This is a genomic window from Vibrio sp. 10N.286.45.E10, assembly GCF_002874195.2.
In the GTDB taxonomy this organism is placed as follows: Bacteria; Pseudomonadota; Gammaproteobacteria; order Enterobacterales; family Vibrionaceae; genus Vibrio; species Vibrio crassostreae.
Genome location: NZ_MCWD02000002.1, coordinates 993,031 through 1,010,143, shown reverse-complemented (window position 1 = coordinate 1,010,143; position 17,113 = coordinate 993,031). Strand labels below are relative to the sequence as shown.

The 17,113-nt window shown below is 43.5% G+C and carries 12 protein-coding genes; 6 read left to right on the top strand and 6 right to left on the bottom strand.

The window, feature by feature from the left end:
* From BCU34_RS17490 to BCU34_RS17475, 4 genes are all read right to left on the bottom strand, one after another.
* The gene (locus tag BCU34_RS17490) at positions 1-2,142 is read right to left on the bottom strand and encodes a TonB-dependent hemoglobin/transferrin/lactoferrin family receptor (protein ID WP_102479023.1); all 2,142 of its coding nucleotides are present in this window, start codon (positions 2,140-2,142) and stop codon (positions 1-3) included.
* The gene (locus tag BCU34_RS17485; RefSeq protein WP_102479024.1) at positions 2,143-4,164 is read right to left on the bottom strand and encodes a prolyl oligopeptidase family serine peptidase; all 2,022 of its coding nucleotides are present in this window, start codon (positions 4,162-4,164) and stop codon (positions 2,143-2,145) included.
* A gap of 258 nt (positions 4,165-4,422) precedes the next feature.
* Entirely contained in the window at positions 4,423-5,316 is an 894-nt protein-coding gene (locus BCU34_RS17480) for a lipase secretion chaperone (RefSeq protein WP_017070049.1), read from the bottom strand.
* Between the two features lie 38 nt (positions 5,317-5,354).
* A complete protein-coding gene (locus BCU34_RS17475; protein WP_102432078.1) occupies positions 5,355-6,296 on the bottom strand; it encodes a lipase family alpha/beta hydrolase in 942 nt (313 codons plus the stop codon).
* Positions 6,297-6,721: 425 nt separating this feature from the next.
* On the opposite strand from BCU34_RS17475, the gene BCU34_RS17470 reads away from it, so the two are divergent.
* The gene (locus tag BCU34_RS17470) at positions 6,722-7,972 is read left to right on the top strand and encodes an SGNH/GDSL hydrolase family protein (protein ID WP_102478698.1); all 1,251 of its coding nucleotides are present in this window, start codon (positions 6,722-6,724) and stop codon (positions 7,970-7,972) included.
* Positions 7,973-8,125: 153 nt separating this feature from the next.
* Here BCU34_RS17470 and BCU34_RS17465 read toward each other — a convergent pair whose 3' ends face one another.
* Positions 8,126-9,457, bottom strand: a complete 1,332-nt coding sequence (locus BCU34_RS17465) for a DEAD/DEAH box helicase (protein WP_102478697.1) — start codon at positions 9,455-9,457, stop codon at positions 8,126-8,128.
* Between the two features lie 361 nt (positions 9,458-9,818).
* Here BCU34_RS17465 and BCU34_RS17460 point away from each other — a divergent pair, with 361 nt between their 5' ends.
* Positions 9,819-10,085, top strand: coding sequence for an Lpp/OprI family alanine-zipper lipoprotein (locus BCU34_RS17460; protein WP_017061882.1), 267 nt, complete (start codon positions 9,819-9,821; stop codon positions 10,083-10,085).
* A gap of 177 nt (positions 10,086-10,262) precedes the next feature.
* Here BCU34_RS17460 and BCU34_RS17455 read toward each other — a convergent pair whose 3' ends face one another.
* Complete coding sequence (locus BCU34_RS17455) at positions 10,263-11,237, bottom strand: L,D-transpeptidase family protein (protein ID WP_102478696.1); 975 nt, start codon at positions 11,235-11,237, stop codon at positions 10,263-10,265.
* Between the two features lie 346 nt (positions 11,238-11,583).
* On the opposite strand from BCU34_RS17455, the gene deoD reads away from it, so the two are divergent.
* The 4 genes from deoD to BCU34_RS17435 all read left to right on the top strand — a co-directional run bounded on the left by deoD (position 11,584) and on the right by BCU34_RS17435 (position 17,082).
* The gene (gene deoD / locus BCU34_RS17450; RefSeq protein WP_048661021.1) at positions 11,584-12,294 is read left to right on the top strand and encodes a purine-nucleoside phosphorylase; all 711 of its coding nucleotides are present in this window, start codon (positions 11,584-11,586) and stop codon (positions 12,292-12,294) included.
* Positions 12,295-12,376: 82 nt separating this feature from the next.
* A complete protein-coding gene (locus BCU34_RS17445; protein WP_048661020.1) occupies positions 12,377-13,846 on the top strand; it encodes a lactate dehydrogenase in 1,470 nt (489 codons plus the stop codon).
* A 186-nt stretch (positions 13,847-14,032) separates the two neighbouring features.
* Entirely contained in the window at positions 14,033-15,502 is a 1,470-nt protein-coding gene (locus BCU34_RS17440; protein WP_102478695.1) for a hypothetical protein, read from the top strand.
* Entirely contained in the window at positions 15,502-17,082 is a 1,581-nt protein-coding gene (locus BCU34_RS17435) for a GGDEF domain-containing protein (protein ID WP_102432075.1), read from the top strand. Before BCU34_RS17440 ends, BCU34_RS17435 begins: the two co-directional genes overlap by 1 nt.
* Positions 17,083-17,113: the final 31 nt, after the last annotated feature.

The window sequence follows — 17,113 nt, the reverse complement described above, 5'->3', positions numbered from 1 at the left end:
TTAAAACGCATACTTGGCGTTAACGGTGAAGTAGCGGCCAGGTTCTGTGGAGTAAATTTTATTGCTGTCCACAATACCCGCAACGTCTTGGTATCGGATATATTCTTTGTCGAATAGATTCATCACATTGGCGCTAACATCCAAACCAAAGTTCCAAGAGTAACTGACTCCCAAGTCGACACTTGCCCAGCCAGAGGTGGTCGCACAGTCAGTAACGATACCTAAATCATCTTCACACTGAGGTACGCTATCCATAGCTTGAGCCCAATTAACCATCGCGTAAGCGGAGAACATGTTGTCGTCATAAGTCACCTCGGCATTGCCTTCCCAAGGGGTTAATGTGCGAACTTTTTCTCCATCCTCATCTTCACCATCAACAAAACCGACTTTGGTACTCACACTCCAAAAGTCACTCAAACGATGCGCAATTGACGCTTCAATGCCGTACGTCTCGACTCCATTTACGTTTTGATACTGCTTGTAGTAGTTGCCTGTATTTGAGTCAGGTACAAACGTGATCTGTTTAACGTCGATAAAATTATCGAACTTCTGATAGAAAACGGCGGCATATAACTGAGTTTGGCCATTATCAAACTTACTACCTAGCTCAAACGAATCACTGGTTTCGGCCTCTAGGTCCATATTAGGCACAATGACAAATGGGGTAATTGGGACAAAGTCATGGTTTTGATAACCATAAATTTTGTCATAACCCGGAGCTCTAAAGCCGTGGTTGTAAGAAAGGTATGTGTTGAGTGATTCTGTTAACTGATAACTCACCGATAAGCTAGGTGAGAACTCGCTAGAGCTTTGTTCCTTCACTTCGTAGCCATTGATCGTTCTCTGTGACTCAGGCTTCAACTGGTGTAAATCAAAACGGGCACCTCCCGTCACCGTCCACTGATCAATTTCAATCGCATCACGAACAAATGCAGCAAAGTTGTACGAGCGAGCTGGAGCAAAAGGGACATCCGCGTTAAGTGACACTCCGTTCCAGTCTAAAACAGAAGATTGACTTGGACGCTCATGGAGGTTGGTTTCCATGCTCATGCCATAAGACAAGGTATGGCTCATGTTTTGATGTTGGAATGCGCTAATAAAATCGGCGTTAGTACCAAGAAGTTGATCCGTGAAACCACGAACATCAATCGTTCTACGAAGCTCGGAAACGTTGTTGTTGGTTCGAGACATCAAACGATTCGTGGTATCCTCATTAGTCATATCACGCCAATATATCTTGGCATCTAATTCCTCAAACCAAGAATTTAAGGGCAGATACTCAAAACCCGCATACGCAGAAAACGTCTCCGTATAAGACTGTTGGTCAAAATCTTCAGTGTCCCACTTACCGTCTTTTTGGATCTTAGAGGTACCTTCTTTTCGACTTAGATTCTCTTTGTAGTACTCAACATTCCCTTTGAGCATCAAGGCATCACTTGACCAGTAGTTCAAGGTGTAACCACCACCGACACCATCTATGTCTCGGTTATATAAGTCTTCATCAAAATTTCGAGTTTCTTCACCTTCCCAATAAGAAAGATTAACCAAGCTTTCGAATTTTCCCGAACGGAAGGCGAGGTTTGTTGCGCCTTTGTATTTATTACTGATACTGGTATAGGTTGCAGAGACATCACTATAGAAATCTTTTTCCTCGAGATAGTCCCCCGGCTTTTTAGTCCGAACCACCACCACACCACCAATAGCACCTGAGCCAAATACAGACGAACTAGCCCCTTTTATAACCTCAATACTTTCTAGGTTAGACATATCAAACGAGTTACGTCCAATCTTGTCATTGATGTCATTGGCACCAAAGCCATCAGCAGACTTGATTCCGTCTTTCACTATCAAGATACGATTACCTGTCATTCCGCGGATAGTGATGTTTTGAGGTCGCCCCGCTTCCCCAGAAACACTAACTCCCGGCTCGCTCTTTATTGCATCATAAAGCTCTGTTGCACCCTTTTTCTCTAGTTCTTCACCAGTGATCACAGCCACTGACCCAGCGACTTCGGATAGTCGCTGTTCTATTTTATTCGCTGTTACGATCACTTCTTCAAAGTGATAAACCTCAGATTCGGCGTGCACGAGGTTGGCAGCAAGTACACTCAGGACTGCCGCTGATAAGGGGGAAAGCTTCATTTACTGCTCCGCTTTAATGTCTTTTGGGATAAGTGATAAAAGAAATGCGTACTCAAACGCTTGTTGCGATTGCGATCGTCGCCTGTCTGCCGAGTGCCCTTGAGTAAAGTTTGTCGACAATAAATAAGGCCCGCTCCCGGTCGTTAGTTCGCTAAGTTTTGCGTAATACTTAGCTCCTTCCCAATAGGGAACTCGGCGGTCATTGAGGCCAACCTGAATCAATATTGGTGGGTAGTTTTGTTCGCTAAGATTCAGATAAGGGTCGTATTGCTGCATTACCTTCAATTCATCGGCAATATTTGGATTGCCCCACTCACCATACTGCTGAGCCGTTAGAGGTATTACAGAATCAGACATGCTGTTCACGACATCGACAAAGGGGACTTTAAGGACTGCACCATTAAACAAGTCAGGAGCCTGATTTAATGCTGCGGCAACAAGAGTGCCACCAGCGCTTCCACCCATAGCGTAAATTGGGCGTCTACCTTGATCGTATGTCGTCAAATCTCGAGCTACAGCAATGAAATCCGAGATAGCATTCTCTTTTTTGACCCCTTTTCCTGCTTGGTACCAAGCGTCACCATAAAAGCCGCCACCGCGAACATGTGCAATTGCATAAATCACGCCCTCATCAAGTAGGCTAATGATTTGGGGCATAAAGTAAGGCTTCATCGTCATTCCGTAGGCCCCGTACCCGTACAAAAACAGAGGTGTATCCTTCGTGAGCTTATCCTTGCGATACGCCAAAGTTACTGGGATCGTTACCCCGCCAGAGTTGACGATGACTTGCTCGGAATAATAGTTAGATTTTTGATATTCAGGGTAGTGATCTTGAGAGAAGAGCTCTCGTTTTAGAGTGTCAGTATTCAGCCGCTCCCACTTCGCTGGCTGAGTTAAAGACATGCTTCGAATGTGCAGTTTGTTACTTTGGTAGTCACCTACTTGGCTTACCCAAGCAACTTGACCAGGTTCTGCTATCAGCTGTCTTGAACGATGACGTCCGTCGTTATCGAAGAATTGTAAAAATTGAGACGCACCAGTCTGGGTGATGATCACAGGCCCCGACTCAAACAGATGAAAGTTACTGATTCTAGATTCATCACTCGGTTCAAAAACAGCATTCCAATTATCTATTTTTGATGCTTGATTAAGCGCTACCGAGTAAAAAGCAAATCCCTTACGAGCATGGTTACTGTTCGAGAATAAACGAGAGCCAACAACATCAACGTAGTACTCCACGCCAGTTCTGCGAGGTAAAAGAGGTTTAGAGATTTCGCCGGTATCAAGATTTAAGAGACGTTGCTCACTTGAATCCTCACTGTTTGCCTGAACAACAGCAAATTGCTTATCACTTGAAAGGTAGAACGACAGTAACCACGCAGAATCTGGTTCTTCAATTAATTGATTTGGTTCTGACTGGTCTAAGAAGTATTGCGTTAGCGCATAAGGTCTCGAAGTTTGTTGCTCAAGTTGAACCAAATACAGAGATTGATCGTCTTTCGACCACGTAAGCGTACTGTCTACATTCCGCGCGATTGGGGTAACTTGACGAGTTTTAAGATCAACAACACTGACTCGGAACTGTTCTGATCCTGTGACATCTTCGGCGATCGCAAGCTGTGTTCTTGTTGAGTTTAATGCCCAGCCAGCTAACTGATAGTAATCAAGATCGGTAGATCGATCGTCAAGGTTATGTAGCTGCGTTGATTCTTCATTCCCAACCAATCGGGACAATAAAACTCTTTCACCATTGTGATTGAGGATCGCATACTCATACCCACCGATTTCAAGCCATGGTTTGTCAGCTCTCTCTGGGCGGTTGCCCTGCCAATTCTCTTGCAAGGATTCACTCAATAACCGAATACGTTCTTGATACTGCCGAGTTTTATTATTTTGTTGATTAAGATAGTTGAGTACGTTGTTCGCGCTACGGGAATCATCTCTAAGCCAAGAGAACTGATCGGAAGCACTAACCGTCCCCGTCAGTAAAAGAGTAAAAGCTAACAACACAAACACTTTCATAAACCCAACAAATCCATACGCTAATTTAACAAATTTTGCGTATACTGCACCTAAACGATAATGAGATCAATTATCATTTACACAAATATGTGATATTAATTACGATAGATACGTCAATTAATTATGAATTGGTCTTGTATTACTATGGAATATTTATGTTTATTCAGAAGAAGAAAACCAGTTGATAGTTTTGATTATAAGCAATGATTTACCATATTACAGAATAAGCAATCGTTTACTTAATGAAACTAAATGACTTTACTGTTTAGTTTCATTAGCTCGAATTCTTTCAATCGCTTCTACCCTTCTAAGCTGTTCTGGTGGGAAATGTTCAGTCCTAAGTTGCGCAATCTTCTCTTGTTGTTCGGTTTCTGATAGGAATGAATCTTTCAAAACATCATTTCGTTCTGCCAAGTAGACCTCAAAAGAGTCTTCAAAGGCCGCTCTTTGTTTATCAAGTGCTTCAAGTCTTTGGGTTGCTTCTTCACCAACAAGTTCGCTTCTCTTTAAGTATTTACCCTGTTCATCGAGACCTTCAGAGCTAGAGAGTTGTTGGAGTAACACCTGATTCTGGTGACTCGACTGAACATAATCAGGTTGCTCAGATAGATAAGACTCAAGCCTTTGCTGATATTCCGGCTCGTCTAGCCCTTCTTGTTTCAGAAGTAACTTTTCTAAAGCAATTTCCCTCATTCTGTTGTCATGGGTAAACAGGATACTTATCTCGCTCTCACTGAAAAATTGAGTTTGAAGGTCAAGCAGAGCTTGATTCAGTGCGCGTAAGTCCTCTGCGGATATTGAGGTGGTGTCGAATTGAACATCCAATGTTGTCAGTGCCGACTTGTACTCAAGATACTTTGCGAACAATGCTTCATCGACCACCGCTGCTTGTGATTGCTCGTGGTGATTTGCCACATTGTCACGAATCTCTTCGAGGGTTAATTCTGTATTGCCTGACACGAAATATTCCATCATGTCTTTGGCTGACGCACTATCGATTTCGGTATCTTGTTGAGAGCTAACCTTCAATGAAGAAGCGCTTTGTTCGTTGTTATTATATGAACTTACCTCTTCCTTCTTTAGATATAAAAAGACCGCCGCTGTGCTCATCAGGGCTATCGTGGTTATCGACAAAATGGCGGTCTTTTTCATTATATTTTCCTTATGATCTTAACTTTGGGCAGCGCGACTTACAGACCAGCCAACTTCAATCGATTCGCGTGTTGGCGATATAACGTCACTGGATCAGTCTCAAAGAGATGATGAATACCCAACAACCCATTAATCTCGTCTAGGTGGTTCATTTTGTAATCATCACCAATCACTTTGCCCAAATGCGCGCTACATGCTCCCACTAACCCGTCATTAGGTTCATTAAAAGCTAAACCAAGGATTGTCATCGCTCCGTCGGTAGGATCCAGAAGGTTGGTAAAAGTGGAAGATCCTGTCCATGAATAGTAATAAACACCGTTGTTTGCTTGCCATTCACCATCACCACACGCAGACGTCGGAACGCCTTCAGGGTAAAACTGGTTGAATGCAAGCGAACCTTCAGTGGTCAACGCTTCAAGAGAAGCGAGTCCGTCTTGGTCTAGATCCGTTCCACCAGATAAAAGGTTAATCAGTGTCGTCAATCCACCAGCCAACTTAACCGCGATACCTTCCGCAGCTGAGCCTTCTGATACGCTTCCACGCACGAGATCGGCAACTTTAGATCCTTTATGGACGCCACCAATGCTTGTCACTGAGGCTACCAGATCAGGACGAACTGAAGCCACATAGCGCGCTGTTGGTCCGCCGTGGCTGTGACCAACTAGGTTCACCTTACTCGCTCCGGTTGCCGCTAAAAGTGTTTCAACTTGAGCTAGCAACTGCTCGCCACGAACTTCAGAGCTGTTGGTCGCAGAAACCTGAGCGACGTATACACTCGCGCCATCTTTTGTCAGAGATTCCGGTACGCCATAAAAATAGTCGACGCCCGCCAATGTATCGAAGCCAAACAAGCCATGTACCAACACAATGGGATATTTCGTTTCAGTGTATCCGCTGACTTCTAATGCCGATGCGCTCGTTCCTGCATAGGCACCAAAACTGGATAGACAAGCTATCGTCCAAATTAATATCTTTTTCAATGCTCTTTCCTTAAACAGATTAGACCTCTGATGAGTAAAAGAACCGTAGTTGATGATTTTATAAAACAGAAAGTAGGGACTCGATATTTGTGAGATTGAACTGGAATTAAACAGTAGTGATGAACATTGCTCAACCAAAGTCACAATAAACGATAAAACAAGTAATCAATTGATTAATAATAATTAAGTGAGATAACTATTAATAGTAAATGTGAATAAAGTAGGTATGGACTCTCGCCCAGATAAAAATTAATGAACGCAAAACCGTTGAAAGTTGGATCTATGTAACACTTATTATACGTGCTTCATATGAGTTATTGACGCAACAATGAGTAATATTCAATACATTGCCTAAATGATATTTATTCTTATTATTAATAATAAAGTAATTAACCTTACTTACTTTGCTAAATGAGTACTCTAAAATGAAGAAAATGATCTTGGTATTTACATTGACAATGCCTCTAATTGCATCAGCTATCGCCGATACATCAATGCCTCTAGATGCAACAATTCCTGACGAAGTAGCACAAGGGCAGATGCTTGATACACGATCATATATCAGATGCTGGTACCGAACCGACATATCGAATGACTCAGTTGCAACTGATTGGAAATGGGCAAGAAACGAAGATGGCAATTACTACACTATCGATGGATATTGGTGGTCGCCCTCATCGTATAAAAACATGTTCTTTAGTGGAACACCACAATCAGAAATAGAACAACGTTGCGAAGAGACACTAGACATCCAGCATGATGCCGCCGACATCACTTATTTTGCAGCAGACAGTCGGTTCTCCTACAACCACTCAATATGGACCAATGACGAAGAACTCCAAGACAATAAAATTAATCGAATCATCACATTTGGGGATAGCCTTTCTGATACTGGAAACTTATTCAACGGTTCGCAATGGGTTCTTCCGAATGCCAACTCATGGTTCTTAGGTCACTTCTCAAATGGCTTAGTCTGGACAGAGTACCTAGCTAGAGAGAAAAACATACCTCTGTATAACTGGGCAGTTGGTGGGGCGGCAGGCACAAATCAGTATGGAGTCCTCAAAGGAGTTTATGACCAAGTCACGTCGTACCTGAAATACATGGAAGCCGCGAAGAATTACCGTCCAGAAAACTCGTTATTTACTTTGGAGTTCGGCCTTAACGACTTTATGAATTACGAACGATCGGTGGCTGATGTAAAAGCTGATTTCAGCAGCGCTCTAATTCGTTTAACGGGAAGTGGTGCTCAAAACATTTTGCTCTTCACTCTCCCTGACGCCACAAAAGCTCCACAATTTAAATACTCGACAGAAGATGAAATTTCTATTGTGCATAGCAAAATAATTGAGTTTAACCTCTTCATCAAAGAGCAAGCTGAGTATTACCAAGCTAGGGGGGTCAATGTCGTACTTTTCAATGCTCATGATCTGTTTAACCACATTACTGAAAACCCGCAGCAACATGGATTTCAGAACGCCACAGATGCATGTTTAGATATTCAGCGCCATTCAGCTTCCGATTACTTATATCGCCATAGCTTAACTAACGAATGCGCAACCTATGGTTCAGACCGCTATGTGTTTTGGGGCGTGACGCACCCAACTACCGCAATCCATAAATATCTAGCGGATAATATTCTCATATCTTCATTTTCGACCTTCGACTTTGAATAGATGCAAGGATAGGTGTCCTTTCAAGCTTTTCAGAAGTTAAATGAGCATAGGGCAAGATAAAGGGAGACGAGAAATAGACAAGGTACAGACACAAAAAAACCGCCTAATATTGGCGGTTTTTATTTACGTTAGCTTTTGGCTCACGCGAGTTGGTTACTCATCGTCAGTTTTTGGCGCAACTTTCTTCTTAGGGATAAACACTGTGTCACCCACTGCCACATTTTGGTGGAAGCTCTTATCACGTTTAACTGGCTTCTTCGCTGTCTTCTTCGCTTGAGGTTTGCCCGCTTTCTTAGCTGGACCGCCCTTCTTGCAGGCTGGTTTACGAGGCTTGATGCCTTTGAACTTACCTTTTAGGCCTTCAAGCACTGAGAAAGTTAGATCTTGTTGAAGGTAAAGCTCAACACGCTTGAAGCTGTCCCAGTCTTTTGGACCAACCAAAGAGATTGCATCGCCTTTGTTACCTGCACGGCCAGTACGACCAACACGGTGAACATACTCTTCGGTGTGCTTCGGCATATCAAAGTTAATAACGTGGCTCACGTTTGGAATATCGATACCACGAGAAGCAACATCGGTTGTTACCAAGATTTTGTAAACCGCACGCTCAAACTGGCTCATAATAGCATTACGTTGCGTTTGGTTTAGGTTACCACTCAGTGCAACCGCTTTAAGCTTCTTCTCGTTCAACTTATCTGTTAGACGATCGGTATCAGCACGAGTTGCAGTGAAGATCATTACCTGACGGTATTCAGCTTCTTCTAGTACACGGTCTAGAATCGCTTCTTTGTGATCGAGGTGATCACATAGGTAGAATTTCTGAGTGATATCTAAATGCTGCTCGTTAGAAACACCAACAGAGATACGCTTAGGCGCATCTAGCATTTCATTGGCAATGCCGTTTACTTCAGCGTGATCTAACGTTGCAGAGAACATTAGTGTCTGACGACGACGGTGTTTAGCAGCATTAGCAATGCGACGAAGTTCTGGAGCGAAACCCAGGTCAAGCATACGGTCTGCTTCATCAAGGATTAGCGTTTCAACACCATCTAGGAACAATGAACGATGTTCTAAGTGGTCAGCAAGACGACCTGGAGTTGCAACGATAAAACGAGGGTACTTACGCAGTGCTTTAACTTGGTCGTTAAAGTTTTCGCCACCCAAGATAAGCGCCGCTTCGTAAGATAAACCACCAAGCATGCTACGCAGTTCACCATAAACTTGCTTAGCCAGCTCACGAGTAGGAGCCAAAATTACACCACGAGGATCTTTAGCAGAAAACGCTTTTGTTTTTAAAGCCTTATGTATCATTGGCAACACAAACGCCAATGTTTTTCCTGATCCCGTTTTTGATGAAGCCAATAGATCCTTACCAGCAATAGCAACAGGGATCGCTTTTGATTGGATCTCTGTCGCCTTCTTGAAGTCGTAATGTTTTAAGTTCTTCAGTAAGCGGTTATCTAAGCCTAAATCTTTAAAGTGCAAAGGACTCTCCAGTCATGATGGTATTGAATAAAATTAATTTAACGTGACATGATACCGCGAAAGTACTTTATAAGGATAGAGATCACAGTAAATTTATCCTTTAATCTATCTCTAGCTAGAACATTGTATGCATTGCCAACAAAGGGATGGCTCTCCAAGAACACATTACAGTCGCCTCTAAACCCTTCATCTCATAAGTGAGACAGAACGTGATGCTCAGCTAATTACCTCAAAAATTTAGCAATTTCTTTATTTATTGTTTTTGCAGTTAAAAAATTAGTCGCTACAATCATTAATGAAGCGACTATATGATAGAGAATGTATAGCGCATCTTTTGATGATAAATAAGCAAGGAGTTCTTATGAATAAGACGTTAATCGCAGCTGCAGCCTCAGTTTTCATTTTAGCCGGTTGTTCTTCAGAGCCAGAAGAAGCTGCAGTGTCAGAAATGGATCAACTAACTAACCAAGTTGCTCAACTTACTAGCGAAGTTGAAGCACTTAAGAGTGACAAAGCAGCCGCAGAAATGAAGGCACAAGAAGCAGAAGCAGCCGCTATGGCAGCAAAAGAAGAAGCGGATCGTGCTAACGAACGTATCGACAACATCGCTGAGTCGTACACTAAGTAGTTTGAGATCTAAGTGCGATTAAGCTGTAGTTTAAATAAGTCGCAAAAGCAGTATATGGACAGCACCACCTCTTAACGGATGTGGTGCTTTTTTTTTGGGCGATACTAACTTGAGTAGAAGGGACTAATTCGAGTAGAGAAAGGGAAACCGCCCCTTGTTGCAGAAGAGGCAATCGAATTAAAACTCAATCACAGGTGGTGCTATCTCTACAGGTACGCCGTTTTGAGCAAAGATAACCGCTTTCGCCTTTGAATTTGGCAGTTCTGCGTCTTCAAGCCACCATTTTAGTTCCACAGGGATCTGTAATGATTTCTTTGAACCATCACTTCGAGTTAATGGCTCGTGCGCTTCTACAAACACACTTCTATCAGGCTCTAATGACACCTTAATCGGCTCATTGATAATGGTGACCTGTTCACCACGGTTCACTTGCTCAAACAGCCACTCAATGTCTTTAGGTTCCATTCGGATACAACCAGAGCTAACTCGTAAACCTATCCCGAAATCTTTGTTTGTACCATGGATCAAATAGTCGCCAGCGCCATAAGCAAGCCTCAAAGCGTACTCTCCCAATGGATTTTCCGGCCCGGCAGGAACCACTCTCGGTAATTCAATGCCCTTTTCAAGATACTCGTTGCGGATTGAATTTGGTGGCGTCCATGTTGGATTCGGTCTTTTTTGGCTTATCTTGGTGATCATCTCGGGAGTATCACGCCCCACTCGACCGATGCCGACAGGGAAAACATGCACCTGATTTTTCTCAGGCTCAAAGTAATACAACCTTAACTCAGCAAGATTGATGACAATCCCCTTTCTTGGGGTGTCAGGCAAAATCAAGCGGCTTGGAATGCTTAACACATAGCCTTCCGCGGGAAGAAAAGGATCCACTCCTTTGTTGGCTGCCATTAAAGAGAGGAAACCAATATCGTATTGCTTGGCAATGATGGCCAAGGTTTCGCCCGCCACCACTTCATGCTGCTGTATTCTGCCAACAATACGGCTTTCTGTTGGTGGCAATTCAAAGGTTGCAGCAGACACCCACGATGAAGCTATTCCACTGGCAAGCAAAGTAGTTCTTACAACAAGCGATGCTGCCCTGTGTAGTCGGGTTTTCATTGACTGCAAAGGCGTCGAGTTAGCGCAATACGACATACAAATCCTTGGTTTGTCTTTTATCAAAGTTTAGATTATCGCTGATCAAACGTCTCTACAACGTATTGTTGTCTCGAAACTGATAGGCAACAAGTTTATATGTGGGCCTTTTCCTCTCATTGGCTTGCAATTTACCCATACAAAATCGATTGCCTTTACGCTTTCAACATATTTGGTTATCAATATTAATAAAACTATAATGACAGACCTATTTTGTGACTAAAGTCTCATGGAGCCACGTTCTAACTCGCTAATATTGCCTCAACAAAACGAATTCAATTCAACAGAATCGGTAATTGATTAAATCCTGTTCCTATAATTACCGTTTAAACTTTGGAGAACGACCATGGCTACACCTCATATTAATGCTCAAGCTGGTGATTTCGCAGAAACAGTACTTATGCCGGGCGACCCGCTTCGCGCAAAATACATTGCAGAAACATTCCTTGATGACGTGAAGCAAGTTTGTGACGTTCGCAACATGTTTGGCTACACAGGCACTTACAAAGGTAAGAAAGTTTCTGTAATGGGCCACGGTATGGGTATCCCATCATGCTGCATCTACGTACACGAGCTTATCGCTGAGTACGGTGTGAAAAACGTTATTCGTGTAGGTAGCTGTGGCGCAGTACGTGACGACGTTAAACTAATGGACGTTGTTATCGGTATGGGTGCTTCTACTGACTCAAAAGTAAACCGTATTCGTTTCAACAACCACGACTTCGCGGCTATCGCTGATTTCGGCCTTCTAGAAGAAGCAGTAAACCAAGCACGTGCACAAGAAGTTCCAGTTAAAGTTGGTAACGTATTCTCTGCTGACCTTTTCTACACTCCAGAAGCTGACCTTTTCGAAAAAATGGAAAAACTAGGCATCCTAGGTGTTGATATGGAAGCAGCTGGTATCTACGGTGTTGCTGCAGACCTTGGTGCTAAAGCATTGACTATCCTAACAGTATCTGACCACATCATCCGTGGCGAGAAACTAAGCTCTGAAGAGCGTCAAAAGTCTTTCAACGACATGATGAAAGTTGCTCTAGAGACAGCAATCAACATCTAACGACTTGATAAAAGATACATTGAAAAGCGTTACCCCGCAGCCAAGCTCGCTTGGCTGCTCAAATAATCCCGAGGGGGAGATCGTGTCTAACGACAAGCTGCCAAAAGATGCGGATGGTTTGCAACTCAACTTTTGTAAAACATTGGCGTGTGACAACTTTGGCTTGAGCGATGCAAAACGGTATGTTTTGCAACACGCTAACCCTAAGCGTCCTGCGATGGTTTGTCGTGAATGTGGAGCTTTCCCCCCCTTACTTAACAATCGTGAAGTGTTAAGCGAACTTCATCGCCTAAGACAACTTCACAGCGATGGGCTCCCTGCTTGTCGTAATGATGATTGCGATAACTTCGGCTTATCGGTTCATACCCACAAACATCTTTATCATGCCTTCGGCTATAGTGGCGACAGGCAGCGTTATCGATGCAAAGACTGCCAATCAACCTTCGTTGATAAATGGTCTGGATCCAATAAAAAACTTCAATTTCAAGAAAACCTCATGGGCTTACTGTTCATGGGCTATTCCGTACGTGAAATCTGTAGAAAATTAGAGATCAATCCAAAGACTTTCTATGATCATGTTGACCATATCGCGAGCCGTTGTCGTCGTAAATTAGCGATGATCGATGCACGATGGGTTAACCATGCGAAAGATTACGAGTTCGCATCTCACTACCAGCGTCTACAGCCACAAAGTAACAACGGTGTGGTTTGGATAGCGACTGGCGAGGCGCATTCTGGCTACATCCTTTGCCAACACGTTAACTACTCTCAAAATGAAGAGCCATCAGGGAATGTCGACCACAACCCTTATGATGATGTTGCACGCTTTGTATCCAAAGAGCACTCTTCAGAAGCGAATCTCGAACTACCTCAGCCCTCTGACAAACTAAAAGAGCGCATTGAACAGCAGTACCAAGTGATTCTTGCGAGAGGTAACGTTGAGGACCCTATGGGTAACCTCACCACATTTAGCTACCCTTCAAAAGGCGCACTAATTCGACCGCCTTATACCTCTTATGCTCACTTCCTACATGTATTGGATATGTGTAATGAAGACAAACATGTCGCCATCTATATGCCACAAGATCCATTACTAAGATCTGCCGCTTTAAGCGTATGTTTGCCGCGCATTCAGAGTCAAAATATTGACCTTATGTATGTAGAGGAAGATTCAGGCTGGCAAGACGATCAAAGTTTTGAAAAGATCGACATCGTTCATATGAGTTGGTGGCGAGATCGTTGGGCTATTGCGAATCAAGGTGATAATCAGAAAGGCATCTGCTACCTAACAGGTAACAATCCAGAACCAAAACAGTGGTTTAACACGGCCTCAATTCAACAAACTAAGTTCTATCAACAGCGCTTTCAGCTGTTATTTGATAGCTTCATCAATGAGCCCAGACGTAAACTTCGTCCTGGGGGCATTCTTCCATTGCTCGACATATTTAGAGCTTGGCACAATCTGTGCTACCAAGATAAGCAAGGGCTCACGGCAGCGCAACGCTTGGGCGTAGCAGAGCAGCCATTAACTCTAAAGCAACTACTTTCATAGCAACAAAGCCTCTAGATAATTATTCGGGAACTCATTGATTTTAAAGCAACAACATGAGGTAACACCCATAATTAGAAAAGATCGATGTTCCTTTGACGCTCTAAGAAAGATAATTGGTGCTTATCTCAAATTACACTCTTATAATGATTGTGTTATCAATATGTTCGATAATCATGGATCTAAGTCTTGGACAAAAATCAGTACCTTCTTGAAACAGAATTAGAAAAACTCAAAACTCGTGTTGACTCTGAGCCATCGGTGATCCTAGAGATCGCTCAACAGTGCCTAGTCAGATCAGAGCAAGTTCTGTTTGAAGAGGGTGCCATCCAGTCATTGATGTTAATGGCAAGGTGTAGCTGGAACCTGATGGATTACCAGAAAGGTTTAAAGCACATCAAGGAAGCCTATAAGCGCCAAAGCCGATTAGATACCGACCTTTTTCTCCCTGAAATCCTCCATTTACACGCTCTCCAGTTCTGGGGGCAAGCCAAATATTATTCCGCCCAACAGTTTTGGATCAATGCTTTAGAGCAATCTGCGTTGGTTGATGAAGTCGAAATTCAAATTGAATGCCTCATTGGTCTCGGCAATATTTGGCGAATGACCCACGAATATAAACTTGCACGTTCTACTCACCAACTTGCCGTTAAAGTGGCTAACAACAGCCGCATTGGTTGGTTAGAGGGCAAAGCCAGAATACTGCTCGCGTGGGATTACTATCTGCTCAACAACTATGTTGAAATGCTATCGGTACTAGACGGTGCAGAAGAAGCATTAAAAGACCATAAAGATAACACTTGGCATGCAGAAGTATGGGACTTCCGAGGCCTTGCTCTACTTGGTCTTGAACGCTTAGATGACGCAGAGCGCGCCACTGCCAAAGCGCACAGTCTGGCAGTCGAACACAACCTAGTTTGGATGAAGGCGCATTCATACATCAGTCGAGCTCGATTGGATCTCCTGAGAAAAAGGCCAGAACAAGCGGCAGAATTACTGAGACTCGCTGAACAATCCGCCAATGAATTTGATAATGGTGAATTGCTTAGCCAAATTTGTTACCAACAGTCCTTGGTTGCAGAAGAAAACCAGGATTTCAAAGCAGCATTAGTCGCCTTTAAAAAGTACCGTCAATATTCTATCGGCATGCTTAAAGAGCAAACTAATCGTGTCGGTTTGGACAAAGCACGCAGTTCAAAACGCCAGCTTGAACAGAGGGCACGAAAGCTGATTAATCGTATTCGAGGCCAACATGAATACGATCCTGAAAAGCACCTATCTTACGTTGTCTCTGAAACCTTTTGGTGGGAAAAACTGGTCCTCTTTAAGACAGAGCTTAAGCGTTCAAACCACAGCATCATTATGTTCCATCATGTCGATACTGATTACTTAGATGTCTGTACCGAGATTGCTCATGCTTTATGTAACCAGAATGACTTCATTGCAAGGCTAAGTGCTGAACGTGTGGCTCTTATGCTTTCCGAAAAAGGCGAAGCCGCAGAGCAAACCTTCCAAACTCTCAGCACCATGCTTGATATTTATCCTTGGCATAGAAAAGGATTAAAAGGTTCAAGACCGACCGTCAGCCTCAATGATATTTTGACGTTCCCGTTTACGCTTGAACAATTAGAAGAAGACGATGCTGAGGTAATAGAATAATGGAAACGCTATTAAGCAAGATCACAGACGCCGGTTTAGACCCTTCATCGGTATCAGGTGAAGAAGCGATCATCTTCTGGAACCACATTCGCCAGCACGTTTCGACAACGCAAACAGAGCAAGCGCACTGCTATATCATCAGCTCTGAATACCGTGCCGAGTTACAACAAAATCAAACCAGTATCGAAGAGTTGAGACGAGCACTCGATCTGCTCCACCTTCCTGCCGATATTGAAGACATTCTGACAGTCAAGACCAGCCTAAGTGACCGCTTAGTTGAAATTGGTGATTACACGTCAGCACTCAATGAATTCATCAGTTCATCGACAATCGCGGTTGAACACGGCCATATCGATGAGTATGTACTAGCAATTTTAGGCATGGGGAACCTGTGTGATTCCTATGGCGATCACAACAGAGCCCTTCGTTATTACCAAAAAATCAGCAGCATAGACCATGCGATAAGCAGTCGCTCACTTCGCCTCAAATTCAAGCTGCATATGGTGGCGAGCTTGCTTCTGCTCAACCGTATTACTGCAGCCAGCGATTTACTGAATGAGTGCGAAGAACTGAGTATTTTGGTGAGTGACAAGTTACTCACAGCTCAAATATTGCTTTACCAAGCAAAGGTGCTGCGCGCTAAGAAAAAATATCATGAAGCGCTACGCTGTCTGTCCAAGGTTCAATACCCAGCCAACAGCACTCAAGCAAGCTGGCTTTCGACTATGACTCGCCTAGAGCTAGCACATTGTCTAAGTGCAACTGGCAAGCAAGACTACGCGAGCATGATTTTGTCGAGCACAGACAAACGTGTGAAAGCCTACTCGTCGCCAGTGCTTGCGAAGCGATTCTACGATTCGCTGAGTGACGTGTGTATGAATCAAGGACGTTTTCAAGAAGCGCTAAGCTATGAGAAAAAAGGCTACCGAATTGAAACCGATCTAATGAAGCAGATCCCGATCAGTGAACTCGGTGCAAGCCAGCTACGCCGCTTGTCTCGTTTTGAGTTACAACTCAAACTCATTCTCTCTGAACAAGAAAACAAAGAACTAAAAGAGACGACTGAGCAACACAAGAATGCGGTTGCTCAACTTCAACAAGACGTATTCACCGATCCATTGACAGGATTACACAACCGTCGTTGGTTAGATGTGAAACTGAAAGACATGCTGCTGCACGACACCTCTTTCGCATTGATGGTTATCGATATTGACCACTTTAAGTCTATCAATGATGAACTAAGCCACTTAGTGGGTGATAAAGCGATCGTCAGCGTCTCGCAAGAGCTTAGATCGTACTTCAAGTTTAGAGGTGCATCCTGTGTCCGATTTGGCGGAGAAGAGTTTTTGGTCATCCTAGAGAACAGCGATCTCGCTAAGGCAGAAATGCACTCTGAAAATTATCGAGAACGTATCTTCCAATTCGGATGGCATGAAATACTTGGGGAGCGCGGTTTGACCGTAAGTATCGGTATCACTTTGCATCGTGACGGAGAGAATACTCAACGCACCTTCTACCGTGCCGATAAAGCGCTATACCGAGCTAAAGCCAACGGCCGCAATCAAGTCTGTACAGAGTAGAGCCATGACACTCTTTAGCTCTTTAGCTCTG

Excerpts from the sequence above, each read along its gene's own strand:
- BCU34_RS17490 (WP_102479023.1), bottom strand. The coding sequence starts at position 2,142 with ATGAAGCTTTCCCCCTTATCAGCGGCAGTCCTGAGTGTACTTGCTGCC.
- BCU34_RS17485 (WP_102479024.1), bottom strand. The coding sequence starts at position 4,164 with ATGAAAGTGTTTGTGTTGTTAGCTTTTACTCTTTTACTGACGGGGACG.
- BCU34_RS17480 (WP_017070049.1), bottom strand. The coding sequence starts at position 5,316 with ATGAAAAAGACCGCCATTTTGTCGATAACCACGATAGCCCTGATGAGC.
- BCU34_RS17470 (WP_102478698.1), top strand. The coding sequence starts at position 6,722 with ATGAAGAAAATGATCTTGGTATTTACATTGACAATGCCTCTAATTGCA.
- BCU34_RS17460 (WP_017061882.1), top strand. The coding sequence starts at position 9,819 with ATGAATAAGACGTTAATCGCAGCTGCAGCCTCAGTTTTCATTTTAGCC.
- BCU34_RS17455 (WP_102478696.1), bottom strand. The coding sequence starts at position 11,237 with ATGTCGTATTGCGCTAACTCGACGCCTTTGCAGTCAATGAAAACCCGA.
- deoD (WP_048661021.1), top strand. The coding sequence starts at position 11,584 with ATGGCTACACCTCATATTAATGCTCAAGCTGGTGATTTCGCAGAAACA.
- BCU34_RS17435 (WP_102432075.1), top strand. The coding sequence starts at position 15,502 with ATGGAAACGCTATTAAGCAAGATCACAGACGCCGGTTTAGACCCTTCA.